27 protein-coding genes are annotated in these 25,545 nt (G+C 67.9%); 13 read left to right on the forward strand and 14 right to left on the reverse strand.

Going from position 1 to position 25,545, the window contains the following annotated elements; genetic code table 11:
• Nucleotides 1-44 precede the first annotated feature (44 nt).
• Nucleotides 45-953 (reverse strand): NADP-dependent oxidoreductase, encoded by a 909-nt coding sequence (locus GVY64_RS11200; RefSeq protein WP_159840456.1) that lies wholly within the window; start codon nucleotides 951-953, stop codon nucleotides 45-47.
• A gap of 116 nt (nucleotides 954-1,069) precedes the next feature.
• Between GVY64_RS11200 and GVY64_RS11205 the strand changes: the two genes are divergently transcribed.
• The gene (locus GVY64_RS11205; RefSeq protein WP_159840457.1) at nucleotides 1,070-1,528 is read left to right on the forward strand and encodes a winged helix-turn-helix transcriptional regulator; all 459 of its coding nucleotides are present in this window, start codon (nucleotides 1,070-1,072) and stop codon (nucleotides 1,526-1,528) included.
• Between the two features lie 174 nt (nucleotides 1,529-1,702).
• Here the strand turns inward: GVY64_RS11205 and GVY64_RS11210 are convergent, their stop codons facing one another.
• Complete coding sequence (locus GVY64_RS11210; RefSeq protein WP_159840458.1) at nucleotides 1,703-2,926, reverse strand: cytochrome P450 family protein; 1,224 nt, start codon at nucleotides 2,924-2,926, stop codon at nucleotides 1,703-1,705.
• Nucleotides 2,927-3,189: 263 nt separating this feature from the next.
• Between GVY64_RS11210 and GVY64_RS11215 the strand changes: the two genes are divergently transcribed.
• Nucleotides 3,190-3,507 carry a nitroreductase/quinone reductase family protein gene (locus tag GVY64_RS11215; protein ID WP_159840793.1) on the forward strand — a complete coding sequence of 106 codons (318 nt, stop codon included), beginning with the start codon at nucleotides 3,190-3,192 and terminating at the stop codon, nucleotides 3,505-3,507.
• A 90-nt stretch (nucleotides 3,508-3,597) separates the two neighbouring features.
• Here GVY64_RS11215 and GVY64_RS11220 read toward each other — a convergent pair whose 3' ends face one another.
• Complete coding sequence (locus GVY64_RS11220) at nucleotides 3,598-4,218, reverse strand: TetR/AcrR family transcriptional regulator (RefSeq protein WP_159840459.1); 621 nt, start codon at nucleotides 4,216-4,218, stop codon at nucleotides 3,598-3,600.
• A gap of 230 nt (nucleotides 4,219-4,448) precedes the next feature.
• On the opposite strand from GVY64_RS11220, the gene GVY64_RS11225 reads away from it, so the two are divergent.
• The 5 genes from GVY64_RS11225 (at nucleotide 4,449) to GVY64_RS11245 (ending at nucleotide 8,419) form a co-directional block, all read left to right on the forward strand.
• Nucleotides 4,449-5,375 (forward strand): metal-dependent hydrolase, encoded by a 927-nt coding sequence (locus GVY64_RS11225; protein ID WP_159840460.1) that lies wholly within the window; start codon nucleotides 4,449-4,451, stop codon nucleotides 5,373-5,375.
• Nucleotides 5,376-5,386: 11 nt separating this feature from the next.
• Nucleotides 5,387-6,547, forward strand: a complete 1,161-nt coding sequence (locus GVY64_RS11230) for a hypothetical protein (protein WP_159840461.1) — start codon at nucleotides 5,387-5,389, stop codon at nucleotides 6,545-6,547.
• A 102-nt stretch (nucleotides 6,548-6,649) separates the two neighbouring features.
• Complete coding sequence (msrB, locus tag GVY64_RS11235; protein ID WP_159840462.1) at nucleotides 6,650-7,105, forward strand: peptide-methionine (R)-S-oxide reductase MsrB; 456 nt, start codon at nucleotides 6,650-6,652, stop codon at nucleotides 7,103-7,105.
• Nucleotides 7,102-7,617 (forward strand): peptide-methionine (S)-S-oxide reductase MsrA, encoded by a 516-nt coding sequence (gene msrA, locus GVY64_RS11240; protein ID WP_159840463.1) that lies wholly within the window; start codon nucleotides 7,102-7,104, stop codon nucleotides 7,615-7,617. The genes msrB and msrA overlap by 4 nt, the downstream gene beginning before the upstream one ends.
• A 220-nt stretch (nucleotides 7,618-7,837) precedes the next feature.
• Nucleotides 7,838-8,419 carry a DUF2165 domain-containing protein gene (locus GVY64_RS11245; protein WP_159840464.1) on the forward strand — a complete coding sequence of 194 codons (582 nt, stop codon included), beginning with the start codon at nucleotides 7,838-7,840 and terminating at the stop codon, nucleotides 8,417-8,419.
• A 25-nt stretch (nucleotides 8,420-8,444) separates the two neighbouring features.
• On the opposite strand, the gene GVY64_RS11250 is transcribed toward GVY64_RS11245, so the two are convergent.
• Nucleotides 8,445-11,348 carry a UPF0182 family protein gene (locus GVY64_RS11250; protein ID WP_159840465.1) on the reverse strand — a complete coding sequence of 968 codons (2,904 nt, stop codon included), beginning with the start codon at nucleotides 11,346-11,348 and terminating at the stop codon, nucleotides 8,445-8,447.
• 127 nt (nucleotides 11,349-11,475) lie between these two features.
• Nucleotides 11,476-11,625: a hypothetical protein gene (locus GVY64_RS11255; protein WP_159840466.1), complete on the reverse strand. Its 150-nt coding sequence runs from the start codon at nucleotides 11,623-11,625 to the stop codon at nucleotides 11,476-11,478.
• Here GVY64_RS11255 and GVY64_RS11260 point away from each other — a divergent pair.
• On the forward strand, nucleotides 11,606-11,881 hold the full coding sequence (locus GVY64_RS11260; RefSeq protein ID WP_159840467.1) for a hypothetical protein: 276 nt from the start codon (nucleotides 11,606-11,608) through the stop codon (nucleotides 11,879-11,881). The two genes, GVY64_RS11255 and GVY64_RS11260, sit on opposite strands and share 20 nt — an antisense overlap.
• Here GVY64_RS11260 and GVY64_RS11265 read toward each other — a convergent pair whose 3' ends face one another.
• On the reverse strand, nucleotides 11,882-13,195 hold the full coding sequence (locus tag GVY64_RS11265) for a YhgE/Pip domain-containing protein (protein ID WP_159840468.1): 1,314 nt from the start codon (nucleotides 13,193-13,195) through the stop codon (nucleotides 11,882-11,884).
• 65 nt (nucleotides 13,196-13,260) lie between these two features.
• Between GVY64_RS11265 and GVY64_RS11270 the strand changes: the two genes are divergently transcribed.
• Nucleotides 13,261-13,860 (forward strand): TetR/AcrR family transcriptional regulator, encoded by a 600-nt coding sequence (locus GVY64_RS11270; RefSeq protein WP_159840469.1) that lies wholly within the window; start codon nucleotides 13,261-13,263, stop codon nucleotides 13,858-13,860.
• Nucleotides 13,861-13,882: 22 nt separating this feature from the next.
• Here GVY64_RS11270 and GVY64_RS11275 read toward each other — a convergent pair whose 3' ends face one another.
• The 6 genes from GVY64_RS11275 to GVY64_RS11300 all read right to left on the reverse strand — a co-directional run bounded on the left by GVY64_RS11275 (nucleotide 13,883) and on the right by GVY64_RS11300 (nucleotide 18,097).
• Nucleotides 13,883-14,029 (reverse strand): DUF1059 domain-containing protein, encoded by a 147-nt coding sequence (locus GVY64_RS11275; RefSeq protein WP_159840470.1) that lies wholly within the window; start codon nucleotides 14,027-14,029, stop codon nucleotides 13,883-13,885.
• A 60-nt stretch (nucleotides 14,030-14,089) separates the two neighbouring features.
• Nucleotides 14,090-14,977, reverse strand: coding sequence for a VOC family protein (locus tag GVY64_RS11280; protein ID WP_159840471.1), 888 nt, complete (start codon nucleotides 14,975-14,977; stop codon nucleotides 14,090-14,092).
• A gap of 16 nt (nucleotides 14,978-14,993) precedes the next feature.
• Nucleotides 14,994-16,055 (reverse strand): 2Fe-2S iron-sulfur cluster-binding protein, encoded by a 1,062-nt coding sequence (locus GVY64_RS11285; RefSeq protein ID WP_442939566.1) that lies wholly within the window; start codon nucleotides 16,053-16,055, stop codon nucleotides 14,994-14,996.
• Between the two features lie 59 nt (nucleotides 16,056-16,114).
• A complete protein-coding gene (locus GVY64_RS11290; RefSeq protein WP_159840472.1) occupies nucleotides 16,115-16,342 on the reverse strand; it encodes a hypothetical protein in 228 nt (75 codons plus the stop codon).
• Between the two features lie 10 nt (nucleotides 16,343-16,352).
• The gene (locus GVY64_RS11295; RefSeq protein WP_159840473.1) at nucleotides 16,353-17,498 is read right to left on the reverse strand and encodes a Rieske 2Fe-2S domain-containing protein; all 1,146 of its coding nucleotides are present in this window, start codon (nucleotides 17,496-17,498) and stop codon (nucleotides 16,353-16,355) included.
• A gap of 92 nt (nucleotides 17,499-17,590) precedes the next feature.
• Entirely contained in the window at nucleotides 17,591-18,097 is a 507-nt protein-coding gene (locus GVY64_RS11300; protein ID WP_236566751.1) for a flavin reductase family protein, read from the reverse strand.
• Nucleotides 18,098-18,319: 222 nt separating this feature from the next.
• Between GVY64_RS11300 and GVY64_RS11305 the strand changes: the two genes are divergently transcribed.
• The 4 genes from GVY64_RS11305 to GVY64_RS38880 all read left to right on the forward strand — a co-directional run bounded on the left by GVY64_RS11305 (nucleotide 18,320) and on the right by GVY64_RS38880 (nucleotide 23,496).
• Nucleotides 18,320-19,150 carry an IclR family transcriptional regulator gene (locus GVY64_RS11305; RefSeq protein WP_159840474.1) on the forward strand — a complete coding sequence of 277 codons (831 nt, stop codon included), beginning with the start codon at nucleotides 18,320-18,322 and terminating at the stop codon, nucleotides 19,148-19,150.
• Nucleotides 19,151-19,187: 37 nt separating this feature from the next.
• Complete coding sequence (locus GVY64_RS11310; protein ID WP_159840475.1) at nucleotides 19,188-19,763, forward strand: PadR family transcriptional regulator; 576 nt, start codon at nucleotides 19,188-19,190, stop codon at nucleotides 19,761-19,763.
• Nucleotides 19,764-19,824: 61 nt separating this feature from the next.
• Nucleotides 19,825-21,054: a bifunctional 3,4-dihydroxy-2-butanone-4-phosphate synthase/GTP cyclohydrolase II gene (locus GVY64_RS11315; protein WP_159840476.1), complete on the forward strand. Its 1,230-nt coding sequence runs from the start codon at nucleotides 19,825-19,827 to the stop codon at nucleotides 21,052-21,054.
• A 141-nt stretch (nucleotides 21,055-21,195) separates the two neighbouring features.
• The gene (locus GVY64_RS38880) at nucleotides 21,196-23,496 is read left to right on the forward strand and encodes an ATP-binding protein (protein ID WP_159840477.1); all 2,301 of its coding nucleotides are present in this window, start codon (nucleotides 21,196-21,198) and stop codon (nucleotides 23,494-23,496) included.
• A 17-nt stretch (nucleotides 23,497-23,513) separates the two neighbouring features.
• On the opposite strand, the gene GVY64_RS11325 is transcribed toward GVY64_RS38880, so the two are convergent.
• Both GVY64_RS11325 and hsaA read right to left on the reverse strand, forming a co-directional pair.
• A complete protein-coding gene (locus GVY64_RS11325; protein WP_159840478.1) occupies nucleotides 23,514-24,368 on the reverse strand; it encodes an alpha/beta fold hydrolase in 855 nt (284 codons plus the stop codon).
• Nucleotides 24,368-25,531 (reverse strand): 3-hydroxy-9,10-secoandrosta-1,3,5(10)-triene-9,17-dione monooxygenase oxygenase subunit, encoded by a 1,164-nt coding sequence (gene hsaA / locus GVY64_RS11330; protein ID WP_159840479.1) that lies wholly within the window; start codon nucleotides 25,529-25,531, stop codon nucleotides 24,368-24,370. Before hsaA ends, GVY64_RS11325 begins: the two co-directional genes overlap by 1 nt.
• Nucleotides 25,532-25,545 lie beyond the last annotated feature (14 nt).

The raw sequence follows: 25,545 nt of genomic DNA on the forward strand, positions 1-25,545 counted from the left end.
GGTGCCGTGCCCGACCCGTAGGCGAAGCGATGCCGCGCCGGACTTCAGGGCCGTAGCACGTACTTCCCGCGCACACCGCCCTTCGCGACCGCGCGGTGCGCCGCGGCGGCTTGCTGGAGCGGTACCGCGGCGTGCACCCGCACCGGAAGACGGCCGGTCGCGGTGTCGTGGAGCAGCTGCGTGAGCCGGGCGGCCTCGAACCGCGTCTCAACGGCACGCACGGTGATATCGCGTTGCTCGGCCGGCGCCAAACCCGGCCGCACGCCGACGAAGAGGCCACCGTCGCGGACAAGGGCGAGCCCCTCCTCTTGGAGCGCCGCACCGTCGGCGACGGCGTCCCAGCCGGGCACGGCCGTTGTGGTGAAGTCGGCGCCGAGACCGCGCACGAACTCCTCGTCCTCGGCGCGTGCCAGGCCGGTGACCCGCCAGTCGCGGTCCTGGGCGAGCGAGACGACGTACCCGCCGACCGCGCCCGCCGCCCCGGTCACCAGCAGGCTGCGGCCGCCGCCGTCGCCGAGCAGGTCGACCGTCTGTGCCGCGGCCAAGCCGTTCAGTGGCACCGTGGCCGCTGCGATCAGGTCGAGTCCGTCGGGCACCGCGACGATGTCGCTCGCCGAGACGATCAATTGTTCGGCGTAGGTGCCGAAGTCGCGGTCGAATCCGCCGAGCATGCCCGCGACGCGGCTGCCCACCCGCAGGTCGACATCCGGACCGGCCGCGGTGACGGTGCCCGCGAAGTCCGAGCCCAGGCCCGTGTGGTCGGGCTGGTCGATCAATCCGAGTTCGTGGAACACCCCGGCGGCGATCGCCAAATCGACGGGATTGACCGTGGCCCCGGCGATCGCGACCCGGACCTGGCCCGGACCGGGGTCCACGACCGGTACGTCGATGATCTCGATGGCGTCCGGGCCGCCCGGCGTCCGGACGACCGCGGCGCGAAATGTGGTGAACATGTGCTGCCTCCTGTGGAGTTGTCGGTACTGCTACCCCACAATGGGCGAGTAACTCTCTAACAGGAAGTACGCACTTCGAAGTGCGTATGCCACCGCGCGGTACGAAGGAGAGGCCGATGCCGACCAGGACGGCAGCCCAGCGACGGGCGCAGGAAAAGCTGGACTACGACGCGTTCTTCGCGCAGTGCCCCAGCCGTCAGCTACTCGACCGCATCTCCGGCAAATGGGTGGCGCTGGTGCTCGCCGCGCTGGGCAGCGACGGTCCGCACGACGGAGCGGAATGCTCCGGCGAGCCGCGAGCGCTGCGTTATTCCGAGCTGTCACAGCGACTGGCCGGGGTCAGTCAGAAGATGCTCACCCAGACCCTGCGCTCCCTCGAGCGCGACGGACTGCTGACCCGTACGGTCACACCGACCGTCCCCGTCACGGTCACCTACGAGCTGACCGACCTCGGGCTCTCGCTCCACGAGATCATGCGCGGCGTCAAGATCTGGGCGGAGACCCACATGGACGCGGTGCTCGCCAATCGTGAGAGGTACGACGCCGCGTCCACCACGCCGGAAGCGGCGAGCTGACTTCGAGCGCCATCCCATGCCCGTCGACCGCTGTGACGGCGGAGAACGCTCAGTCGGCGAGGGCTATGCGCAGGCGTTCACCATGCTGTTCGCTGACGGAATGTGCGCGCGACGCGGCAAGCAGCACGGTGCGAGTCCGTAGTCCCCCGGACCGGTCGCCGCGTCGCGCAGGAATCACTTCTTCTCGGCACCCAGTTTGATCGGCACCGAGAGCGGGCCGACCGTGAAGAAGGACGGCGAGTATGGGATCTCGGCGGGGTCGATGGCGAGTTCGAGGTCCGGCAGCCGCCGGTAGAGCGAGGAGAGCGCGAGCCTGCCCTCGAGACGGGCCAAGCCCGCGCCGATGCAGTAGCGCGGGCCGTGGCCGAACCCGAGATGTCCGCCCCGCTGGCGCCGGGTGATGTCGAACTCGTTCGCGGTCTCCCCGTACTCCGCCGGGTCGATCCCGCAGGCTTGGTAGGCGACGCCGACCGCCTGCCCCTTGGGGATGGTCACACCGGCCACGGTGACTTCCGTCAGGGTGAACCGCCAGCTGGTCATCATCACCGAATGGCGATAGCGCACAGTCTCTTCCACCACATCGGCCCAGCGGTCCTCGGCCTTGGCGAGGGCGAGCTGATCGGGATGTTGCGCCAGCGCGAGGATCGCGTGTCCGAGCATGTGGACTGTGGTCTCGTGGCCGGCCACGAGCATGATCCACAGGACGGCGACCAGTTCGTCGGCCGTGAGCTTGTCGTCCTGGTCGCGTGCTTGCACCAGACCCGTGGTGAGGTCGTCGCCGGGCTCCGCCTGCTTCCGGTCCGCCAGCTCGTACAGGTAGGTCATCAGCGAGTTCTGGGTCGCGAACGCCTCTTCCGGCGGCGTGGTGTGCGCCAGCAGGGTCGCGGTCCAGCGCCGCAGCCGATCCCGCTCGTGCTCCGGCACGCCGAACAGCTCGCAGATCACCGCCATGGGCAGCGCCTCGGTGAAGGTGGGGACCAGATCGACGCCGTCACCGGCGGCCACCACCTCGTCCAGCAGCTTGTCGATGATCTGTTGCACGCGCGGCTCCATCGCCTGCACCCGGCCCGGCGTGAACGCCTTGCTGATAAGGCTGCGCAGCCGCCGATGGTCGTCGCCGTCCTTGGTGGACAGATGGTCGCCCTGCACGACCGCGCGCAGCGGCCAGTCCTCCGGAATCGAACCGTCGTGCAGGGCGGGCCAATGCTTCGGATCCCGCGCGAATGTCTTGTTGTCCCCGGCGAGGATCTCGCGCACCGCCTCGTGCGTCAGTGCGAGGTAGGCGGGTACGCCGCCGGGGAACTCCACCTCGACCACCGGCGCGATCTCCCGGAGCCGGATACAGGTGTCCAGCAGATCTTCGTCCGCCGCGGGGAATGCGGGCAAGCTGGTTGTCATCGGTGTCCCTTCTGCGCGTTCGCCCTCCGACCGCCGTGACGACGGTCGTGCACGAGTATCGAGCCGGGCTGACCGGACGGGCCGACCAATCGGCGATTCCTGCCCCCAACCAGAATCCGCGCGTCGCAAAACGGAATTCCCGTGCGCGCGTCCGCTGCCGGATCGAGCTCGTCGTCGCAAGAGCGATTAGGGTGGCGGTGTTCGCTGGATTCTCGGGAGGAATCGTGGGATCGAAGACGGTGGCGGGACGCGCTGTACACGCGATGAACGCCGGAGTGTCCGCCTTGCTCGGCGCGCCGGTGCTCGGGCAGCTGCTCGGCAAGGGATTCGTGGTGATCACCTATGTGGGGCGTCGGTCCGGGCGAACCTTCAGCACACCGGTCAACTATCGGCGCAAAGGCGACGAGCTCGTCATCGGAGTCGCTCTGCCGGACAAGAAGACTTGGTGGCGCAACTTCCTGGACGAGGGTGGACCCATCACGCTGCATCTGGACGGCGTGGACAGGCCAGGACATGCGGTAGCGCGGCGCGACGAACGCGGCCGCGTCTTCGTCGACGTCCGCCTCGACGGCCGGAACTGACCGCCACCCGCCGGAAGAGCCCGCCGCGAGACGCCTGGACTGTGGCGCACCCGGTAGACGTGTGGCGGGATTCTGCGGCTGCCCCTCTGGCTATACGCTCGCCGAGGGCTTCATCTGGGCGACGATCGCGGCCCCCATCCACCGTCGGAGATAGCGCCGCAGGTCGTCTTCCCCGCGCGGCGGATTGCCCGGGGAAATGAAGAACGACTGCATCGTGCGCAGAACGTACTCGACGAGTTCGTGCAGCGACTCGTCGTCGTACCCGTAGCGCGCCCAATCGACGTCGAAGCGTTTGATCATCGTCATCCCGAAGGCTTGCGCCTCCTCGGAGGTCAGGCTCTCCGGGTGCACGTTCGAGTACGTGCTCGACAGCAAGATGCCGAGATGCGGTATCCGGCGCACCTCGGCCAAGGTGTACACCACGCCTTCGGTCATCGCCTCCACGGCGTCCTCGATACCGCTGACATGCCGGGTCAGCCGATCGAGGAAACCGTCGACCGACGCCATCGCCGCAGCCGTCATCAGCGCGTCCGCACTGGGAAAGTAGCGGTAGACCGTCTGACGGATAACTCCCAGCGACTCCGCGACATCCGCGATGCTGATCTCCGAACCCGTCTGCCCGATCAGCTCGACAGCGGCGTCGACGATGCGGCGAGCAGCTTCCTCGTCGTTCTTCGGCGGACTCCCGCCCCACCCGCGCCTTCCTGCCACTGCCCGCTTCCTCGACTCGAAGCTCCGTCGCTTGCGAACCCCCTGGATGGAAGCCTGCCGACCATCCGGATCAAGGGCTCGACCGTATCACAGGGCCATCGCACCGGGGCCGATTCATCGATTCTGATCATACACTTGGACAGTTGTGTGTATGATCAGCGCCACCGCGGCTCGGCGCATCCGGGTGGTGCCGCCGGACCGTTCATTTCCGAAAGTCGAGGTATAGCCACGTGACCGATCTGCAAGTCCGGAAGATGCGCTTCGCATTCGCGGACTACGACGTGCCCTTCTTGTGGAACGAAGAGAATCCGGCCTTCTCGTCGATGGCCAACGCGGTGTCCTTCCTGGCGATCGGCTTCGAGAAGATGATCGTCAACATGATCCGCGAGGCCATGCCGCTGATCACCGACCCGGAGGTCGCCGAGGAAGCCGACGCGTTCGTGCGCCAGGAGGGGCAGCATTCCACCGCCCACCGTCAGCACGCCAACGCTCTGATCAGGCGCTATCCGGGGCTGCAAGAGACGCTCAACGAGGTGATCGGGGAATTCGACCGCCTCACCGTGAACACTCCGGTCGAATATCGGCTCGCTTATACCGCCGATTTGGAGGCGACCTTCACCCCGGTGTTCAAACTGATGCTGGACAACGACTCGACCCTGTTCCGGCCCGGGGACGACCGCGTGGCGTCGTTGTTCATCTGGCACTTCGTCGAAGAGGTCGAACATCGCAGTTCCGCGCTGATCATTTTCGATTCCGTCGTCGGAAGCGACGTGTACCGCATGCGGATGGCGCCGTCGATCTTCCGACACGTGATGAAGGTCATCAGGATCGCCTGCGCAGGCTTCAACAAGCATGTCCCTCTGGAGGAACGAAGGGTCGACGCCTTGTCGATGTTCGCGACGTACCGGCGCGGGCAGAAGCTGCGTAAGTTGTTGCCCTTTCTGCACGCGGAGGACAACGGCCCGATGCCGCGCGCGTTCGATCATCTCCCGCTCGGCGAGCAACTCGTCGCGCTGGCGGGCATCATCCGCAGCCAGCTGCCGAAGCACAACCCGGATCACGAGAAGCTGCCCGCACTGGCCGACGTGTGGTTCGAGCGCTACGAGGCCGGCTACGACGTCTCACACTGGTACACCGCCGACGCGGTCGCGCCCTAGGAGCCGGACCGATGGCCGAACATTGCGCACCCACCTTCGAGCAACTCGCCGCCGCGCTCGGTTTCTCCTGTGCAGAGGCGGGCGGACCGGTCGAAGTGCGAAACCCGTTCGCGTTGGAGAACTGGACGCTGCCCGTCCTCGAATTCACCATCGTCCTGGGCGCGATACTCGCGCTCGTCTACGCGATCCTGCGATTGCGCCGCCACGGCGACCCCACCAATCTCGTCCTCTGGTTCGGCGCGACCGCATACCTGTTCATCATCGAGCCCCCGCTGTACTTCCCCGCGGCGTTCGGCATCGATGCGCACGTCGACACGATGTTCGCGCACAACTTGTTCACGGTGGAATTCCTCTGGGGTCGATTACCGCTCTACATCGTGGCGATCTATCCGTTCATGGCCACGCTGGCGTTCGAGATCGTCAGGATGCTGGGAGGCTTCCGGCAGCACGGCGTTCTCGTCGGATCCGTGTGCGTCGGTTTCGTCCACCATGCGTTCTACGAGATCTTCGACCACCTCGGTCCGCAGTTGCGCTGGTGGGAGTGGTCGACCGACAACCCGATGAATCAGCCGATGTTCGATTCGGTGCCGCTGCCGAGCGTGGTCGTGTTCGCCGCCCTGTGGCCGATGTCCCTCGCGTTTTGCGTGCAATTTTTCGTCGGCCGCGACGTCGACCGGGGACGAACCTTCTCCGGCCCGGAGTTGGTCGGGCGCACGGCCGTCATCGGCATACTCGCGTCGTTGGGGACCGCCGTGCTGCCCATTCCGGCGACGGTGTTCGGCATGGGTAGCACGACAGTGCGCGGTATTCTCTACGCCGCCGAACTGATCGTCGTCACCATCGTCGCGGTTGTCGTTCTCTGCGGCCGATGGCTGCGGCTACGGCGCGAGGCGGCGGACGCGGTGCCCTATCGGAACGACTTCATCCGTGTTTACAGCGTGGTGTACCTGTGCGTGATGGCTTTCCTCTGGGCGACCGCGTTGCCCGATTTCTTCGGCGCCGTCGACGGGGTGACCAGCGAAGGAGACCCCATCGGCAATCTCTGGTACACCCTCGCCTGCTTCGTCGTCGCGTCTTTGTGCGTGCTCGCCGTGTTCACGGTGCCGCGGAGAAAGGCAGCGGAAAGCACTGTTCCGGCAGCCGCAGAAGCCACGGTGAGCCGCACGGCGTAGCGGCAAGCCGACGGGCGGCCGCAGCGGGGTGTGACGCCCGGCTCGCCGGGATTTTCCGGCCGGGCGCGCGGGTTGTACCTGGGGCCGATATGAGGAGGTCATGTGGCACGGGAGTACAACCGGAATCCCGCGGCGGTCGCCGCCTTGTCCCCTGAGCAGTACCACGTCACTCAGGAGAACGGTACCGAGCGGGCGTTCACGGGCGAGTACTGGGACAACCACGAGCCGGGCATCTATGTGGACGTGGTCTCCGGTGAACCGTTGTTCGCCTCGGTCGACAAGTTCGACAGTGGCACGGGATGGCCGAGTTTCACCAAACCGCTCGAAGCCGGGAACGTGGTGGAGAAGCGGGACTTCAGTCATCTGATGGTCCGGACCGAGGTGCGTTCGGCGTTCGGGGACAGCCATCTCGGGCATGTGTTCACCGACGGTCCCCGCGCGGCGGGCGGCTTGCGGTACTGCATCAATTCGACAGCGCTGCGGTTCATCCACCTCGACGACCTCGAGGCGGAAGGCTACGGGCAGTACAGGACTCTCTTCACGAAGGAGGAGGCGTGACCGACACGCGGAAGGCGATTCTGGCCGGTGGATGCTTCTGGGGCATGCAGGACTTGATCCGCAAGCAGCCGGGGGTGGTGTCGACGCGCGTCGGCTACACCGGTGGGCGCAACGACCATCCCACGTACCGCAACCACCCGGGCCATGCGGAGGCCGTGGAGATCGTCTACGACCCGGCCCGGACGGACTACCGGGAATTGCTGGAGTTCTTCTTCCAGATCCACGATCCGACGACGAAGGACCGTCAGGGCAACGACATCGGGACCAGTTACCGTTCGGCGATCTTCTATCTCGATGACGACCAGAAGCGGATCGCCCTGGACACCATCGCCGACGTGGACGCCTCGGGCCTGTGGCCCGGCAAGGTGGTCACCGAGGTGACCCCGGCGAGCGAGTTCTGGGAGGCCGAGGCGGAGCATCAGGACTACCTGCTGCGCTACCCGGACGGCTACACCTGCCACTTCCCGCGGCCGGGATGGAAGCTGCCGAAGCGGCAGACCACCGCACAGTAAGACGGACAGCTCGGCGGGAGCGCGCCCCAGCCGCCCGCTGAGACGTTCGAGCCCGCAGTATGCGACTGCGTCATCGTGCCCGGTGGCGCAGTCGCCGCGTTTCCGGGGCTCGGACGCGATCCGGCTCCCCCGCTGTGGGGAGAGACCGCGTTCGGCGGCCTATACGATCGTCGACGCCTTCAAGTCCGGACATCCATGCCATCGACCCGAGGTAGGCCAGATGATGCGCAGCGGCGCAAAGGTTCTCGACGTGGTGGGCAGCCGTCGGATGGCGGTGGCGACACTGGCCACCATCACCGGCTTCTACTACCTGTTCGTCGCGTTCACCAACTGCGTGGACACCGACACCAACCGCAACGGGGTGGCCGCGGTGCTGTCGATGAAGGCGACCATCCACCATTCGGGAACGGACTGGCGCGCGATCACCAACGGCAATGTGGCGCTCGTCGCCTATATCCTGGTGGTGATCTGGGAGTTCTTGATCGCCTTCGTGCTGCTGGCCGCGGGAGCCGCGTGGGTGCGAGCGCTGAGCGGACGGCCGCGCCGGATCCGAGCCGGTCTCGAGGTGGCGGCGAAATTGTCGAGCCTGGGCTGGACGATGGCGGTGATGCTGTTCGCGGGTGGGTTCCTGACCGTCGGCGGCGAGTGGTTCCGCATGTGGGCCAACGACGACGTGAACGCGTCGTCGGCCGCGCTGCAGAACTTCCTCATCGCAGGCGTCGGCCTGATCCTTGTTCACCTGCCGGAAGCCGAGCCTGCCCCGGCTGCGGAAAGTGATTCGGCCGCAATAAAATCGGAGTAGAGCCGCAGGCGACAGGTCGCGGAGGTCAGCGGCCGTTGCGCTCGAGTTCGTTCAGCTGCTTCTGTAGACGTTCCAGGGCAGCCCGGATTTCGTCGATCTGCGCGTTGAGTTCGGCGATCTTCGCGCGATCCGGCGGCGGCGCTTGCGCGGGCGGTTGCGCTGCCTGCGGCGGCACGGGCTGCTGACCCGGCGGCAGTGGCGCGCCCGGCCCGCCGCCGGGTGGTGTGGCGAGCCGGCCGGTGCCGGGACCGAAGACCTGGTCCAGTGCCTCGGCGAGGGTCGGCGCGTAGCCCACGAGGACGCCGCCCGTGCCGGGTTCGCGGTAGCTGACCAGCACTCGCGCCAGCTGCGGGAACGTCGAGGCGTTCGGCGCGGTCGAGATCCGCTCGGTGAAAAGCGGCTCGGCGTAGAGGACGCCGCCGTCGGCGATCGGCAGGGTGAGCAGGTTGCCGTACTGGATCCGGTTCGAGCGCTCGAGCAGAGTCCGCTCGGAGGCCACTCTGGTGTCGGAGATCATCGAGTTCTGGATCTGCTGCGGCCCCTGGGTGAGCGTGTCGGTGGGCAGCTGCAACACGTTGATCTTGCCGTAGTTCTCGGGGTCGGAGCGGACCGAGACATAGGCGGAGAGGAATTCCCTGTTGTATCCGACCATCGCACTGGCCAGCCGGAACGACGGTTCGGCACTGCCATGATCGCCGATCAGGACGTAGAACGGCGGTTGGTGCGGATTGGTCTCCACGGTGGGGTCGCTGGGCACCGACCAGAAAGCGTTGGTGGTGAAGAACTCGCGTGGTTCATCGACGTGGTACTTGGCGAGCATCTCCCGCTGGATCGTGAACAAGTCCTCCGGGTACCGGAAGTGGGCGCGCAGCTCCGGACTGATCGATTCCTCGGGTTCGACCGTGCCGGGGAAGACCTTCATCCACGCCGCCAGGACGGGATCCTGCCGATCGACCTGGTACAGCGTGACCGTGCCGTCGTAGGCGTCGACGGTGGCCTTGACGGAGTTACGCACGTAGGACACCTCCCGGGGGGATCCGCGGGAGCTGTCGTGCCCCGGCTCGAGCGCTTCCAGCGAGCTGCGCTTGGCGTAGGGATAGCCGTCGATCGCGGTGTACGCGTCGACGATCCAGACGATGCGGCCGTTCACGACGGCTGGATAGGGGTTGTTGTCGGTCGTCAGCCACGGTGCGACGAGTTCGACGCGATGGCGCGGATCGCGATTGAAGATGATCTTCGACTCCGGACCGATGGCCTTCGAGAAGATGATGTTGCGTTCGGTGTATGTCACGGCGAAGGCGAGGCGGTTGAGCCAATTCCCGATCGGGACCCCACCCGCGCCGGTGTAGGTGTATTTGGTGGTGTCGGTGTCGTACTCCCGAGGCTCGGCGCCGCCGCCCACGATGGCGTAGTCCGGACTGGCGTGGGCGATCACTTCCCCGAAATACACGCGCGGCTGATCCACTCGGATCACCTGATGACCGGACGCTTGCGACGCGATGTCGCCGACCGCGTAGATCGGGTACCCGCTGTTGCTGCTGGCGGCGTCGCCCGCGGCCTCGCGGACCGCAGCGTTCACCCGGTTGGCCGGTGCGGCGACGAATCCGTTCCCATGCGTGTAGACGGTGTGCCGATTGACCCAATGGCGCTGGTTGCCGCTCAGCGCGCTCGGGGTCAGCTCGCGCGCCGCGACCACGTAGTCGCGTAGTTGCCCGCCGACGCGGTAGCGGTCCAGGTCCAGATGCGGTGGGAAGCTGTAGAAGTTCTTCAGCTGTTGCTGCTGGGTGAACGTCCGGGAGAGCACGTTCGGGTCCAGCAGGCGCACGTCGGCGAGCGTGGTGACGTCCGCGGGGACCTCGGAAGGCGACTTGCTACCGACGCCCGAATAAGGCTGGTACTCGACCCGATCACCGCCGATCCCGTACGCCTGCCGGGTGGCCGCGATATTGCGTTCGATATACACGCGCTCCATGTCGGCGGCGTTCGGGCGGACGGAGAACTGCTCGACGGCCAACGGCCAGACGGCACCGACCAGGATCGATGACAACAACAGCAGGGCGGCGGCCATCGCCGGAATCCGCAAGTCGCGCACGACGACGGCGGCGAAGACCGCCGCGGCGCAGATGAGGGCGATCGCGAAGAGAATCAGGCGAGCCGGAAGCACCGCGTTGATGTCGGTGTAACCGGGCCCCGCGAAGGTGGGTTCCTTGCTGCGGCTGGAAAGCAGCGAATACCGGTCGAGCCAGTAAGCGATGGCCTTCAAGAGGATGAACGCGCCGGCGAGGATCGCGAGCTGGACGCGGGCCGCGCGGGTCAGGCCACCCGCTTTCCTGGACAGCCGCAGCCCGCCGAGCAGATAGTGCGTCACCACTCCGGCGACGAAGGCGAGGACGACGGCGATGAACAGCCAGTTGACGACGAATCGGTAGAAGGGCAGGTCGAATACGAAAAACCCGACATCATGCCCGAATTGCGGATCCGGCACACCGAAGGACCCGCCGTGCAGAAACAGTTGGATCGTCATCCAGCTCGACTGCGCGGCGAGGCCGCAGATGAGCCCCAGCGCGGCGGCGACGCCGAGACCGAACCGCAGCGGCCGCCGGACCACCACGGCCCGATACGGGCGGAGGCTGTCTTCTTCCTCGGACTCGGGAACGAACAGCGGGCGGAATCTGAACGCCAGCCACATCGCCGTGAAGAGGACGCCACCGATGACCAGTGCGATGACGAGGAACAGCGACAGGCGCGTGAGCAGCACGGTCAGCCAGACACCACGGAATCCGACTTCGCCGAACCACAGCCAGCCGATATAGGCCCTGATCAGCCGGGGCACGATCAGCAACAACACGACGAACACCGTGGCGGCGATCACCAGCACCCGGGTGCTGCGATGCAACCGCCGCAGGCTGGGGCCGTCGCGCGCGCTCATCTCCCACTCCCGTGGCCGCCGCCCGGCCGAGCGAGGGACGACCGAGGCGAACCACCAAGCCCGATACTACCGGGGCCGGGTCGCAGCATCGTGCCCGATCACGGCCGGGTTCGCGGGCTGCGGAGGGTCAGGTCGGCGCGGCCGCGAGACCGTCGTGGACGACCTTGGCGACAGCCGGGTGAGCCAGGTATTCGGCGATGCTGTGTGGGCGGTCTTTCGGGTTGTCCACCGGGAACTCTTCGAGTTGCCCCTGCCAGGTGTCCCTGCGCGCCACCACGTCGATCGACCTCGCCGGAGACGAACTGCGTATCCCGATCACGGCGCAGTCGACGCTCGGCGAGGCCTTGGCCGATCCGAAGGCGGCGGCCGCGCTGGCCGACATGTTCGGCGGCATGTCCGCGAGCATGGGTGACGCGACGGCGCTCGGCGTGGACATGATGCGGATGATCGCCTCCATCCCGCTCGACCGACTCACCGGCTTCGGCGTCGACCCGAAGCAACTGGACGCGCTCCTGGCCGCCGCCGACGACTGATCACCCGGTTCCCACCCATCCGGCGACGGCGGGGGCGCCCACGACCGGGGCACTGCCGCCGGGCACCGTCGCGCGGTGCAGTCCGCGACGGTCGTAGGCGTACGTGGCCGTGACGCCGAGCACCAAGCCGATGCCGAGACCGAGCAACGTCATCCACAGCCCGGCACCGAAACCGGCTTCGGCGCGGGCATCGAAGAAGAGGATGGCGCGCACGGCCAGGTAGATCTGGTGCATCGGTTCGAAGGCGGCCAGTTTCGCGATATAGGCGGGCGTCGCCTCCAGCGGGACGGTGGCGGCCGACGACGGCAGGCCGAGGACGACGAACAGGATCAGGTTGACCAGCAGTCCGGCGGTCCCGAATGTGGCCAGGACGGCCAGTGCGGTCACGCCCACGGCGACGATGGCGAGTGTGCCGTAGAGCCACAACAGCAGTGGGCTGTCCAGCGGAACCCGCAGCACCGCGGCCACGGCGAGGAATATCCCGGAGAGGATCGGCGCCGCGGTGACGATGACCGCCCATTTCACCAGCAGGGTGCGGAGCCGGGAGATCCCGGTGGCGGGCGGGTGGACGAACCAGGGGCCGTACTCGGTGGGAGTGAATCCGAGGACGGAGTCGACGAGCGTGTGGATGATCATGGCTCCGGTGAAGCCCGCAAGCAGCAGGATCAAGGTGTAGAAGAAAGCGACCAGGCCTTGGCCCGCCCCATCGTCCATCGGGCGATACGGCGCGGTGACGATCTGCACCGGATCGGCGAGCATCAGACGGGCGGCGCCACTGACCTCGACCGGCGTGCCCGGCCCCGCGGCGAGGGCGGAGTTCACCTGGTCGGTCAGGTTCTTGCCGACGGTCTCGTCCACCTGGCTCAGCGCACGATCGGCGATGCGCTGCATGATGCCGGTCGTGTAAGGGCCGATTCGCGGGTTGGTGTTGATCGTGATCACCGGGCGCTCGATCTGCCCGGGCACCACGGCGCCCGTGCCCAGGATCGCCAGCCGCTTGGTGAAATCGGACGGGATGACGATCGCGCCGTAGACCTCGCCCTGCTGCAATTGTTTGCGCGCCTCGGCGATGCCGACGACGTGCAGGTCGATCTTGTCCGCCGGCATACCCGCGACCAGTGCGTCGGTGACCTGGGCGCCGACATTCGCGGGTTTGCCGTCGAGCGTGTCGCCGACGTCTTGATTGACCAGGGCGATCGGAAAGTCGTGCAGGTTCTTCTCGGTATTGCTCGCGTAGCCGAGGTACATCGTGCCCAGCAGCGCCGCGAAGACCGTCAGCACTGCGATCGGGGCGGTGAAGGTCCGAACCGTCATGCGAGTCAATGTAGTCACTGCCTACAAAGTAGGCAACGCCTACATTTTGTTATCCTGCATACACCATGCCGATCACTCGAAGCCGGTCCTACCACCACGGCGACCTGCGTGCCGAGCTGCTCCAGCGCGCCGAGGCGACGCTGCGCGAGTCCGGCGTCGACGGCCTGTCACTGCGCGGACTGGCCCGTGACGTCGGAGTCAGTCACGCCGCTCCGACCCGGCATTTCAAGGACAAACAGGCGCTACTGGACGCCATCGCGGTGTCCGGATTCCAACGTCTCGCCGCCGCCTTGGAGCAGACAGCGGCCGCGAGGTCGGCCGACGGGCACATCCGGGCCCTCGCCCGGACCTATCTCCATTTCGCGACCGAGAATTCGGAACTCGTCGCGTTGATGTTCGCGCGCAGGCACAGCCCCGCCGCGGGAGACGCGATGTCCCGGGCCGTGGACGCGGCGTTCGCGACGCCGGTCGCGCTCATCACCGAAGCGCAGAAGCGGGGAGAAGTGATCGCGGGCGATCCGCGGCGCATCGCACTGTCCGCGGTCGCCGCGCTACAAGGTCTGGCCACCTTCGTCGGCTCGGGGGTGATCGCCACGGAGACCGCCGACGAACTGGTGGACGAAACCACCACCCACATGATCGAAGGCCTGCGCCCGAGACCGTGAGTCCGCGCGCAGCCCTCTTCGCTCAATACGCGATGAACAGGATTTCGTCGCGCGAGTACTCGTGCCCGGGGTGGTTCTCCGCCAGGTGGGCTTGGGTCTTGGCCACGAGATCGTCCTCGTCGGTTCCGACGATCCGCTCTCCACAGGGGCAATTGAGATTTCGCTTCATCAGCGTCCTTCCTCCTCGAATCGACAGTCTAGGACGCCGCCGCGGGGCAGACCCGCCGAGTCAGCCACGCGACCATTCGTGGCCCCAGTAGCTGTCGGCGGTGATCTCCTCGGCGCTGTAAGTGGATTCGTCGACCAGCATACCCTCGGTGCCGTATTCGAGATCCCAGCCACCGGGCGTGCGGACGTAGAAAGAGATCATCTTGTCGTTGGTGTGCCTGCCGAGCGTCGACGACAGCGGGTAGCCCGCGCGCATGACGCGGTCGAGCGCCCGGCCGACGGAGTCGAGCTGGTCGACCTCGACCATGATGTGCACCAGGCCCGGGCCCTCGGGACGAGTCCCCGGGATCAGCGCGAGGCTGTGATGGCGCTGGTTGACGCCGAGGAATCGCACGCGAATCGGTCCCACCTCGGGTGGGGCGGGCACGCGGAACGAGCCCCGCGGCAGGAATCCGAGCACCTCACAGTAGAAACGGTTCGCCTCCTCGAGGTCGGGCACCGGCAGCACGACGTGGCCCAGCCCCAGCCCCTCGGTGACGAAGCGGTTGCCGTGCACGGTGACGACCGGGCTGTGGTCGAGGACCGGACCATGGAAGACCTCGACGGTGAATCCGGCGGGATCGGTGAAACGGAAGGCTTCTTCCACGCGCAGCGCGTCGACCTGATCCTGGGTCAGTGGCGTGACAGCCACACCCACCTGCTCCAGCGTTTCCCGCACCCGGGCGAGCGCGCGATAGTCGCGCACCTCCCAGCCGACGGCGAGCACCCGGTCCTGCTCGGCGGGAACGAGTTCGAAGCGGTAGGCGTGCTCGTCCATCCGCAGATACAGATTGTCCGGATTCGGTCCGGTGGCCTGCGCGAAGCCAAGGACGTCGAAAGCGAAGGCGCGCCAGGCCGCCACATCGGCGATGGCGACTCGGACGTAGCCGAGCGAGGCGATGTCAGCCATTGATTCGTCGTACTCCTCAGGAATAGGTGACTTGCACCGTGTCGGTGACCGGGACCGCCTGGCAGGCCAGCACGTATCCCTCGGCCAGATCGGCCTCGTCGAGAACTTCGTTGTGCCGCATCCGCACCTGCCCGGAGACGACCCGGCAGGTGCAGGCGCTGCAGGCGCCCTCACGACAGGAGTAGGGCGCTGCCAGCCCGTTGGCCAGCAGGACGTCGAGCAGCACTTGATGGCGCGGCCACGGCAGTTCGCGCGTCTCGCCGTCGAGTTCGACTTCGACCGCGGCGCTGTCGCCGGAGTCGGCCACCTCGGGTGCGGCGCTCTCGAACGGGTTGCCGTTGAGCGAGACGAATTTCTCGACGTGCACGCGCTTCTGCTCGGCGCCCAGTCCGATCAGCGCCGCGGATACCGCGTCCATGAAGGGACCGGGGCCACAGACGAACGCCTCGCGCTCGGACCACGGTGCGGCCAGCGCCGCGAGCTGGGCGCGGGTCGGCAGTCCTTGCACGCTCTCCAGCCAATGCACCACGACCAGGCGGCCGGGATAGCGGGCGGAGAGATCGGCGAGTTCGGCCGCGAAGATCACCGATCGTTCGTCGCGGTTGGCATAGATCAGCGTGCAGTGCCCCACCCCGGCGGCCAGTATCGATTTCAGGATCGACAGCACCGGGGTGATTCCACTGCCGGCCGCGAACAACAGCAGGTCGTCGTCGAGCGACGCGGGAGTGAAGACACCGGCGGGCGGCAGCGCGTCGAGAACCGTTCCCGCGACGGCGTTGTCGCACAGCCAATTGGATCCGTAGCCGTCGGGCGTCCGCTTGACGGTGACCTTCAGTGGCCCTTCCTCGTGCGGCGCACTCGACAGGGAGTAGCACCGGCTGACCGAGCCCGTCAGCTCGCTCGGTATCCGCAGTGTCAGGAACTGGCCGGGCCGGTAGGCGATCGAAGTCGATTGCTCCGTGGCGGAATCCAGTTTCAGTGAAACCGCATCATCGGTCTCCCGGATTACCTGCACCACGCGCAGGGGCACGATCGCGCTAGGGTGGCTGTCGGGGTCATCGGGAACCTGCTTCGGCACCACGGCCGCCCGATCCACTGTTGTGTCTCCTCTCCGGTCGTCCACGGCGTGTGCCGCGCTCACGGCACGTCCCCGTCCCGCGTGCCGATTCCGAGGCGACCGCCCGCAACGGCGGCGTCGATGCTGTCGCGCAGCGCGACGCAGGTCCGCACCCGCGCGCTGTCCGCCCCGGCGAACTCGGCGCACGCCGCCACCGCGCCGGTGGTCCACTGCACGCTGGTGTGCTGCGGGCTGTACTTCTCGACCAGCACGCAGGTGTCGCAGGTACGGCAGGTGATCCGTTCCATCGCGATCCGCTCAGGCTCCGGCGGCGGTGCGCTGCCCGGCGAGATTCTCGGCGACCTCCGCCTCCCAGGCAGTGACCGCCCGGGTGGTGTCGACCTCGAACTCGAAGCGGTCGGTCGTCGTCTTCGGGTCGATCTCGGCCACGTCGGTGTAGAACTGCTCGTACCAGCGGCGCAACTGGTAGACGGGTCCGTCCTCCTCGCACAGCAGCGGGTTGTCGATGCGGGTCTTGCGCTGCCAGATCGCGGCGTCCTGTTCGAAGCCGCGGCCCAGGCCGCCGGCGAACTTCGCCGCGATGTCCTCGGCCTGCTCCGGGGACACGCCGTGCGGCTTCTTCACGATCGCGCCGTACTGCAATACGAATTTGGTGGGTGACACGGGGTAGTGGCAGTTGATGAGCACACCCTCGACCGTCAGTCCAGCGCTCTCGCTGCGAAGGTGATCGATCATGTAGGAGGGGCCGTAGTACGAGGCGTCGGAGTGCAGGACATTCTTGCCGCCCAGCGCCTTCGCGGTCTCCCCCATCATGTCCTCGCGCGACACCGACGTCATGTACTGACTGGCGATGTGACCTTCGAACACGTTCTTGAAGTAGGTCGGGAAACCGAAATGCACGTAGAAGAAGTGCGCCATGTCGACCACGTTGTCGATGACCTCGCGGCAGTTCGCGCCGTCGATCGTCATGGTGTTCCAGGTCCAGTCGGTCCACTCGTCACTGAACGCCCCCTCGATGCGCGGGATCGTCACCTGTTCCGGGGGCGGATTGCCCTCCGGGTCGTTCCATACGAACAGCTGCTTGTTCTGCTCGAGGGTCGGCCACGAACGGGTCCGCGCCCGGGGTGGAACGCGGCGGCCGTAGGGAATGCCGGTGCAGCGGCCGTTGCCGCCCCAGCGCCAGTCGTGGAAGGGGCAGGCGAGCGAGTCGCCCTTGATCCGGCCGTCGCCCAGGTTTCCGCCCATGTGCCTGCAGTAGGCGTCCAGCACGTGGAGCTCTCCACCCGCACCGGCGAAGACCACCAGTTCGGTGCCGAAGATCTCGACGGTGTGCGGTTTCCCGTCCCGGAAGTCCTGTGCGAGGCCGAGGCAGTGCCAGCCGCGCGCGTACCGGGCGGGCGGAGCGCCCGCGTCGATCACTCGGACCTCGGTGTCGGTAGTCATCGGTTCCTCCACAATTCGCGCACGTTTGTCACCTCGATATTTCGGTTCGGCATGCGGGGCGGAAATGCGCAGTCCCACTGGCCGGGAGGCGCTCAGGCGCCATCGAGCCGCCCGAACGCGGAGCGGTAGAACAGCAGCGGCGCGGCTTCCCGATGCTCCGACAGGGCGGTGACGCGCGCGATGACGATGGTGTGGTCACCGCCGTCGACCTCCTGCTCGACCTCGCAGTCCAGCCACGCCATGCTTCCGGCCAGTCGCGGCGAGCCGTTCGGCGAAGGCTCCCAGTCGACCCCGGCGAACTTGTCCGTGCCGCTGCGCGCGAGGCGGCGGCAGATGTCCTGCTGGTCGTGGGCCAGGATGTTGACGCAGAGCCGGCCCACCGCCCGGATGCGCGGCCACGACGTGGAGGTGCGCGCCGGGCAGAAGCAGACCGCGGGCGGCTCCAGCGACAGCGCCGAGAACGACTGGCAGGTGAATCCGACCGGCCCGTCTTCCGAGTGCGCGGTGATCACCGTGACGCCGGTGCAGAAGCGCCCCAGCACGGCTTTGAAGTCGCGCACGTCCAGCGGCGATCCGTTCATCTCCAGCACCGGTTCCATCGGGCCTCCTATTTCGATCAGGCATATACCTGACAGCTATGACAGCAGCTGCCGCCCGAGGGAGGTCAAGACCGGAGTCCGGCCACCGGGATACAGATCCGTAGAAGCTACGTAGTTCTCCCGATTCATCCCGGTCGCGGATTCGCCAGTGTGATGGGAGACACAGAAGTCCGGGCAGGTAATGCCTGGTGACCTGCCCGAATGTGACCGACGGAGGTTCAGATGACCGTCACCCTGCTGCCCGAAGCCGCCCGGGCTCCCCATCGCGCCCGGCCCGGAAGCGTCGAATCCGGCTCCGCGGGCGTCCCCGTCTCGATGATCGAGCGGATGACCCTGATCCTGGACGCGTTCGACGCCGCCACGCCGACGCTGACGCTGCTCGGCCTGGTCGAGCGCACCGGCCTGCCGCGCTCGACGGTCCATCGGATCCTCGACCAGATGATCCGGCTGCGCTGGCTGGCCCACACCTCGGGCGGATACCGGCTCGGCATGCGCACCCTGGAACTGGGCGGTCTCACCGCGGATCACAACGAGATCCGCGACGCCGTCAGCCCGCTGTTGCACGAGCTGTGCCAGCGCACCGGCATGGTCGGCCACCTCGCGGTGCTCGACGGGCGCGAGGTCGTCTACCTGGACAAGGCCGGTGGCCGCTTGGCCGCCATGCTGCCGACCCGCCTAGGCGGCCGCATGCCCGCGCACTGTACGGCGCTGGGCAAGGCGATGCTGGCCGCCCTGGAACCGAGCATCGCCGAAGCCGCGTTCCATTCCCGGCTGCCGCGCCTGACCGCGCACACCATCACCGAGCCCGACGGGTTGCACCGCGCGCTGGCCCAGATCCGGCTGCGCCAGGGCGTGGCGGTGGATCGCGAGGAATCGATGGACGGAATCGCCTGTGTCGCGGCGCCCTTGCGCGGTCGTGGCACCGCCCCCGCGGCGCTGTCGCTGTCCGGCCGGGCCGAGGCGATGAGTTTCGACAAGCTGGCGCGGGTGCTGCTGGAGATCTCCCACGAGGCGGGCCGGACGCTGTTCGGGCGCCGGGCGCGCTGGCGATAGTTCGAATCCGCATATGCCTGAGCGGTACAGTCCGACCATGACCGATGGCGGCACACCCGCGGTGCCCGACCTGCCGACCACCGCGTGGGCCGTGCTCGGCATGCTCTCGCACGCCGACGAACTCTCCGGCTACGACCTGAAGAAATGGGCCGACTGGAGTCTGCAGTTCTTCTACTGGAGCCCGTCGTTCAGCCAGATCTACGCCGAACTCAAACGCCTGGAGAAGCACGGCTACGCCAGCTCCCGCACGGTCGTGCAGGAGGACGGCGTGCGCGGCAAACGGATGTACGCCATCACGCCGGAAGGCCGTGCGGCCGCCGCGAACTGGGTCAATCACGCGCCGGTCGAGGCGCCGGTGCTCAAGCACAGCGTGATGTTGCGGGCATGGCTCGGCAATCTCGCCGAGCCCGACCGGCTGCGCGACATCCTCACCGAGCACATCGCCTACGCCGAGAAGATGCGCAAGCGCGCCGAAGCCGACGCGCAAGGCGCCGAGGCGAATCCGGACTGGGCTTATCCGGAACTGGTGCTGCGCTGGTGCGTCCGGCACTACGAGGCGGAGGTCGACTTCGCCCGCGAGCTGCTCGCGGATATCGATCGCCTCACTGAGTGAGACGCCGCCTGGTTGTTCCAGCCTCGCCATATTTCTATTAGGCATATGGAGGTGGCGGACGATGACCGGTGAACTGGACACGGTGCCTGCCGCGGTGGCGGCGATCGCGAGCGGCGGCATGGCGCTCGTGGTGGACGACGAGGACCGCGAGAACGAAGGCGACCTGGTGCTCGCCGCGGAGATGGCGACTTCGCAGAACATCGGATTCCTGGTGCGGCACACCAGTGGCGTGCTGTGCGTGCCCATGGCGGGCGAGGATCTGGACCGCCTGGAACTGCCGCCGATGACGGCGGTCAACCAGGACCCGAAGGGCACCGCCTACACGGTCTCGGTGGACGCGGCGGCGGGTGTGGGCACCGGCATCTCGGCCGCCGACCGGGCGCACACCATGCGCCTGCTGGCCGATCCCACCGCCACTCCCCGGGATCTCACCCGCCCGGGGCACGTGTTTCCCCTTCGAGCGCACCCGCGTGGCGTGCTCGGCCGGCGAGGGCATACCGAGGCCGCCGTCGACTTGGCGCGGATGGCGGGTTTGCGCCCGGCCGGTGTCATCGCCGAGGTGGTCCGCGAGGACGGGTCGATGGCCCGACTGCCGGAGCTGCTGACCATGGCCCGTGTGCACGGGATCCCGATCATCTCCATCGCCGACCTGGTCGACTACCGCCGACGGCGCGAACCGGGCGTCGCCCGGATCGTGCAGACCCGGCTGCCGACCCCGTTCGGCGAGTTCCGGCTGATCGGCTATCGGGACGCGACGAACCACGCCGAGCATCTCGCGCTGGTGTTCGGCGCACCGGGCGAGCACGGCGTGCTGACCCGGGTGCACTCGGAATGTCTCACCGGTGACGCGTTCGGTTCCCTGCGCTGCGACTGCGGCGAGCAACTCGACGCCGCCCTGCGGGCCGTGGCCGCCGAAGGCCGCGGAGTCGTGGTGTACCTGCGCGGCCAAGAGGGGCGCGGCGTCGGGCTGCTGAACAAATTGCGCGCATACGAGCTGCAGGACGGGGGCGCCGACACCGTCGACGCGAACCTGCGGCTCGGGCTGCCCGTCGACGCCCGCCACTACGGCGCCGCGGCAGAAATCCTGGCCGACCTGGGTGTGCGGTCGGTCCGGTTGCTCAGCAACAACCCGGCCAAACAGGCGGGCCTGACCGAATACGGCATCGCCGTCGAACGGCGAATCCCCTTGCAGGCCAGCCCGACCGAGCACAACGTGCGTTATCTGCGCGCCAAGCGCGACCGCATGCGCCACCAGTTGACCGAGGTCGACACCGCTGTCGCCGTCCGATGAGCGGCAACGGTTCGATCGGTCCGCTGTCCTGGGGACGCCGTCGCAGCCTCCGCACCGGCGGATCACGCGGGCACGCCCACCGGAGTTGAATTTGTCCAGAATGCTCGTGCGCGCCACGCGCGGTACCTAGGGTTGACACCCATGGCGCGGCGTCCCATCGGCAATCTCCCTGCCGAGGTCACCAGCTTCGTCGGGCGCCGGGAGGAACTCGCCGCGGCGAAGCGTCTGCTGCCCACGACCCGGGTGCTGACGCTGCTCGGTCCGGGCGGCGTCGGCAAGACCCGGCTGTCCCGCCAGGTCGGCGTGGCGGTCGCGCGCGCGTTCCCGGACGGGGTGTGGCTGGTCGAGCTGGCCGACGTGCACGACCCGGACCTGGTGACGGTGACCGTCGCGGAGGCGCTGGCGCTGCGCGACGACACGGCGACACCCCTGCGGCGGCTGACCGAGTTCCTCGCGGACAAACGGTTGCTTTTGATCCTCGACAACTGCGAGCACCTGATCGACGCCTGCGCGGAACTGGTGGGCCGAATCGTCGCCACCACTCCCGAGGTGCGGGTGCTGGCGACCAGCCGGGAGGTGCTCGGCGTGCAGGGGGAACAGGCCATGCCGGTGGCTCCCTTGCCGCTGCCGGACGGAAAGACCGAGGACCCGGACGGAAAGACCGAGGACAGCGATGCGATGCGGCTGCTCGCCGAGCGGGCGGGCGCGGCCAACCCCGGTTTCGCGGCCACGCCCGCGAACCGGGACGCACTGGCGGCGATCTGCCGCAGGCTGGACGGTATTCCGCTCGCGTTGGAACTGGCCGCCTTGCGCTTCCGGATGTTCACTCCCGAACAGATCCTCGCCCGGCTCGACGACACCATGGGCCTGCTCAGTGCCGGGCCGCGCCTGGCGCCCGAACGGCAGCAGACCATCGAGGGGGCGATCCGCTGGAGCTACGACCTGTGCACCCCGGCCGAGCAGCGGTTGTGGGAGCAGCTGTCGGTATTCTCCGGCGGCTTCGATATCGACGCCGCCGAAGCCGTGTGCCTGCCGGCTCCTGGGGCGCGGACGCTGTTCGACGCCCTGACCGGCCTGGTGGACAAATCGGTGCTCAGCCTGCGCTACGACGGTGATGTCGGCCGGTACTCGATGCTGGAGCCGATCCGCCAGTTCGCCCACGACCGGCTGGCCGAACGGGGAGACGAGCCCGCGATCCGAGCGCGTCACCGCGATCACTACCGGCGGCTGGCGCTGCGCGGCCGGACCGCGTACTGGAGTTCCGACGACGTCGACTGGTTCCGCGAACTGAACCGCGAGCACGCGAATCTACGCGCGGCGCTGCAGTTCGGCCTCGGTGACGCACCGGAGGCGGCGCTGGAGATGGCCGCGGTGCTACGGCCGTTCTGGGAGCACAACCGTTTCCTCACCGAGGGTTACCGCTGGCTGACCGACGCGCTGGCGAAGCTCGAGGAACCCACCGAGCTACGCGCACGCGGGCTCTCCGCGGCCGCCTCACTCGCGGCGCTGCTGTCCGATCGCGTATCCGCGCGGCAGTTGGTGGACGAATGCGTCGCGCTGGCACGCAGAGTCAACGCTCCCGACATTCTCGCGGAGGCGATGCTCGACTCGGCGTTGCTCGCTTTCAACGACGGCGACACCGCCCGCGCCCTCGAATTGGCCGAGACGGCGACGCACCTGGCCGCCGAATGCGGGCACAACGCGATGGAGATGGACAGTCTCGCCTTCGCTTTCGTGTGCGCGCTGGTGCTCTCCGACCCGCGCTCCACCGCTTTCGCCGAGCGGCTCCTGCGGGTCGCCACGGAACGGGGACCGTCTCTGCTCGGCGGGCTGGCGCAGTGGTCGATGGGGCTGGACCATTGGCGACGCGGCGATCAGGACGCCGCCACCGGCTATCTCGCCCGGTCGATCGAGATGTTCAGCTTGTTCGACCGGTGCGTCTGGCTCGCCTCCGGATTCGAAGGACTGGCCTGGACGGCGGTGGCCCGAGCCGACTTCGAACGCGCCGCACGTCTGCTCGGCGCCGCGGAGATCCTCGCGCGGAGTACGGTGCGCCTCGCCCACGCCATCACCGGCGTGCTGGGTGACAAGATGCGTGGCCGTGTGCGAGAAGCATTGGGCGAGCGCGTGTTCCAGGAGAACTTCGACAGCGGCGCGACGATGTCGCTGAGCGAGGCGATCGACTACGCGCTGGGGCGCGCGCCTGCGGCTGCGCGACCGCCGCGGCCCGCCGCGACCGACCCGCAGGCGGCGGACGTCCTCACTCGCCGGGAGAAGGACGTCGCCCGCTTGGTGGCCGCGGGTCACAGCAACAAACGCATCGCCGCGGAACTGGTCATCTCGGCGCGCACCGCCGAGACCCACGTCGAGCACATCCTCACCAAGCTCGGCTTCACCTCGCGGACCCAGATCGCGGGGTGGGTCCGCGATCACGAGGTGTGATCGACGTAGGGCCGCGATCACAACCCGCCGGTGAGGAAGTCGGCGACAGCGCGTTCGAACGCCGACTTGCGCTCGATCTGCACCCAATGACCACAGCGGGCGAACACGCGCAGATCGGCATTCGGTATCTGGCGTGCGGGCAACAGCGCCGCCTCCACCGGCGTCACCCGATCGTCGCGTCCCCACAGGATCTGCGTCTCCGGACGCAGGCCGCGCAACCGGGACCACAGCGGGACAGGTTCGGCGAGCGCGGGATCGACGAACGTCGCGTAGGCGTCGCGCAGCGCGGCGATGGCGTCGGGATCCGCGGCGGCGGCCAGCCGGGCATCGACCAGTTCCTCGGTCAACGTCGCAGGATCCGACACCATGGCGCGCAGCCACGGCATGAGGCGCTCCCTGGTGGGATCGGCGCTGAACTCCAGCAACCGCGTGATGCCTTCGGACGGTTCCGGCCCCAGCACGTTGACCCCGACGCCGCCGGGCGCCATCAGCACCAGCCGGTCGACCCGCTCGGGATGTTCCAGCGCCAGCAGCGTCGCGACGGCGCCGCCCATCGAATTGCCCAGCAGGTGTACCCGATCCAAGCCGAGGTCGTCGACCAGTCCGAGTACCGCGTCGGCGGAGATGCGCAGGTAGTTGCGTTCGTACACCGCCGGGCGGCCGCTCGCGCCGAAGCCCGGCTGATCCACGATCAGGCAGCGGAACCGTTCGGCCAGCACCGGCAGGTTCGCGCCGAAGTTGGCCCAACCCGACACGCCCGGTCCGGAGCCGTGCAGCAGGACCAGCGGCGCGCCCGACCCCGCCTCGTGGTAACGCAGCCGGAGACCGCCCGTCGTGCTCCAGCGCGTGGTGTTCTCGGCGGTGAGCGTCATCAGATCATCCGATCCGTCACCGGCAGCCCGAACGCGTCCCGGCCGTAGAGGACCAGCGCGCGCTCGACGTCGTTGATGACGTGCACGCTGCCGGCGTGCGCGTCTCGCCAGTGCCGCTCGATCGGATTCGGCTTACGGATCGAGTGACCGCCGGAGTTGTCGAACAGCAGGTCGATGGCCTCGATGGCGCGTTCGGTGCCGCGCACCTGGTCGCGCCGGCTGCGCACCCGCAGTTCGAACGGGATCTCCTCCCCCGCTTCGGCGTAGCGTAGCTGTTCGCTGATGTTGCGCTCCATCTGCAGCACGGCCGCGTCGATCTCGGAGGCGGCGCGAGCGACCCGGACGTGCGCGAACGGATCCTCGGCGGCCTTCTGCCCGCCATAGGAAATCCGCACCCGCTCGCGCATGCGCTCGATGTGCGCTTCGTACGCGCCTTGGGCGGCGCCGATGATGGGTGCGGTGATGGTGTTGGAGAACACCGCCCCGAACGAGATGCGATACAGCGGAGCGGTATTGACCTCCTGACCGGGCCCGCGCAGCTCGGCCTGGTCACTCGCGCTGTAGGTCCGGTACGCGGGCACGAACGCGTGCTCGATGACGATGTCGTTGCTGCCGGTGCCGGACAACCCCGACACATGCCAGACGTCCTCGATCCGGTAGTCGGTGCGCGGCACCAGAACGGTCAGGTATTCCGCTCCCCCCTCGTCGTTCGGCACGACCGCACCGAGGAACGCCCAGCGGGCGTGATCGCACCCGGAGGAGAAGCTCCAACGACCGCTGATCTCGAAGCCGCCCTCGACGGGGGTGAGCTTGCCGGTCGGCGCGTACGACGACGAGACCAGCGTGTCCGGATCGGCGCCCCACACGTCCTGCTGCGCGTGCAGCGGGAAAAGCGCCAGCTGCCACGGGTGCGCGCCCAGCACCGACGACACCCACGCCGTGGACGGGCAGGCGGTGGCGATGGCGCGGATCACTTCGTAGAACGCGACCGGTGAGGATTCGTCGCCACCGAAACGGGACGGCTGCAGCATGCGGAACACCCCCGCCTCGGTCAGCTCCCGGATGCTCTGCTCGGGCACTCTGCGCTGCAGATCGGCGTCGGCCGCTCGCTCTCGGATCGCGGGCAGCAGATCCCGTACCCGATCGAGCACCTTGTTGGTCATATGCGGTAGTCCTC

The organism is Nocardia sp. CY41 (assembly GCF_009829325.1).
In the GTDB taxonomy this organism is placed as follows: Bacteria; Actinomycetota; Actinomycetes; order Mycobacteriales; family Mycobacteriaceae; genus Nocardia.

Bases quoted from the DNA above. Each gene is read 5' to 3' on its own strand.
- GVY64_RS11280 (WP_159840471.1), bottom strand. From the start codon at position 14,977: ATGGCTGACATCGCCTCGCTCGGCTACGTCCGAGTCGCCATCGCCGAT.
- GVY64_RS11290 (WP_159840472.1), bottom strand. From the start codon at position 16,342: ATGGAACGGATCACCTGCCGTACCTGCGACACCTGCGTGCTGGTCGAG.
- GVY64_RS11275 (WP_159840470.1), bottom strand. From the start codon at position 14,029: ATGAAGCGAAATCTCAATTGCCCCTGTGGAGAGCGGATCGTCGGAACC.
- GVY64_RS11270 (WP_159840469.1), top strand. From the start codon at position 13,261: ATGCCGATCACTCGAAGCCGGTCCTACCACCACGGCGACCTGCGTGCC.
- GVY64_RS11215 (WP_159840793.1), top strand. From the start codon at position 3,190: ATGAACGCCGGAGTGTCCGCCTTGCTCGGCGCGCCGGTGCTCGGGCAG.
- GVY64_RS11295 (WP_159840473.1), bottom strand. From the start codon at position 17,498: ATGACTACCGACACCGAGGTCCGAGTGATCGACGCGGGCGCTCCGCCC.
- GVY64_RS11200 (WP_159840456.1), bottom strand. From the start codon at position 953: ATGTTCACCACATTTCGCGCCGCGGTCGTCCGGACGCCGGGCGGCCCG.
- GVY64_RS11250 (WP_159840465.1), bottom strand. From the start codon at position 11,348: ATGAGCGCGCGCGACGGCCCCAGCCTGCGGCGGTTGCATCGCAGCACC.
- GVY64_RS11265 (WP_159840468.1), bottom strand. From the start codon at position 13,195: ATGACGGTTCGGACCTTCACCGCCCCGATCGCAGTGCTGACGGTCTTC.
- GVY64_RS11315 (WP_159840476.1), top strand. From the start codon at position 19,825: ATGACCGGTGAACTGGACACGGTGCCTGCCGCGGTGGCGGCGATCGCG.
- GVY64_RS11230 (WP_159840461.1), top strand. From the start codon at position 5,387: ATGGCCGAACATTGCGCACCCACCTTCGAGCAACTCGCCGCCGCGCTC.
- GVY64_RS11245 (WP_159840464.1), top strand. From the start codon at position 7,838: ATGATGCGCAGCGGCGCAAAGGTTCTCGACGTGGTGGGCAGCCGTCGG.
- GVY64_RS11300 (WP_236566751.1), bottom strand. From the start codon at position 18,097: ATGGAACCGGTGCTGGAGATGAACGGATCGCCGCTGGACGTGCGCGAC.
- hsaA (WP_159840479.1), bottom strand. From the start codon at position 25,531: ATGACCAACAAGGTGCTCGATCGGGTACGGGATCTGCTGCCCGCGATC.
- GVY64_RS11325 (WP_159840478.1), bottom strand. From the start codon at position 24,368: ATGACGCTCACCGCCGAGAACACCACGCGCTGGAGCACGACGGGCGGT.
- GVY64_RS11310 (WP_159840475.1), top strand. From the start codon at position 19,188: ATGACCGATGGCGGCACACCCGCGGTGCCCGACCTGCCGACCACCGCG.
- GVY64_RS11205 (WP_159840457.1), top strand. From the start codon at position 1,070: ATGCCGACCAGGACGGCAGCCCAGCGACGGGCGCAGGAAAAGCTGGAC.
- GVY64_RS11305 (WP_159840474.1), top strand. From the start codon at position 18,320: ATGACCGTCACCCTGCTGCCCGAAGCCGCCCGGGCTCCCCATCGCGCC.
- GVY64_RS38880 (WP_159840477.1), top strand. From the start codon at position 21,196: ATGGCGCGGCGTCCCATCGGCAATCTCCCTGCCGAGGTCACCAGCTTC.
- GVY64_RS11210 (WP_159840458.1), bottom strand. From the start codon at position 2,926: ATGACAACCAGCTTGCCCGCATTCCCCGCGGCGGACGAAGATCTGCTG.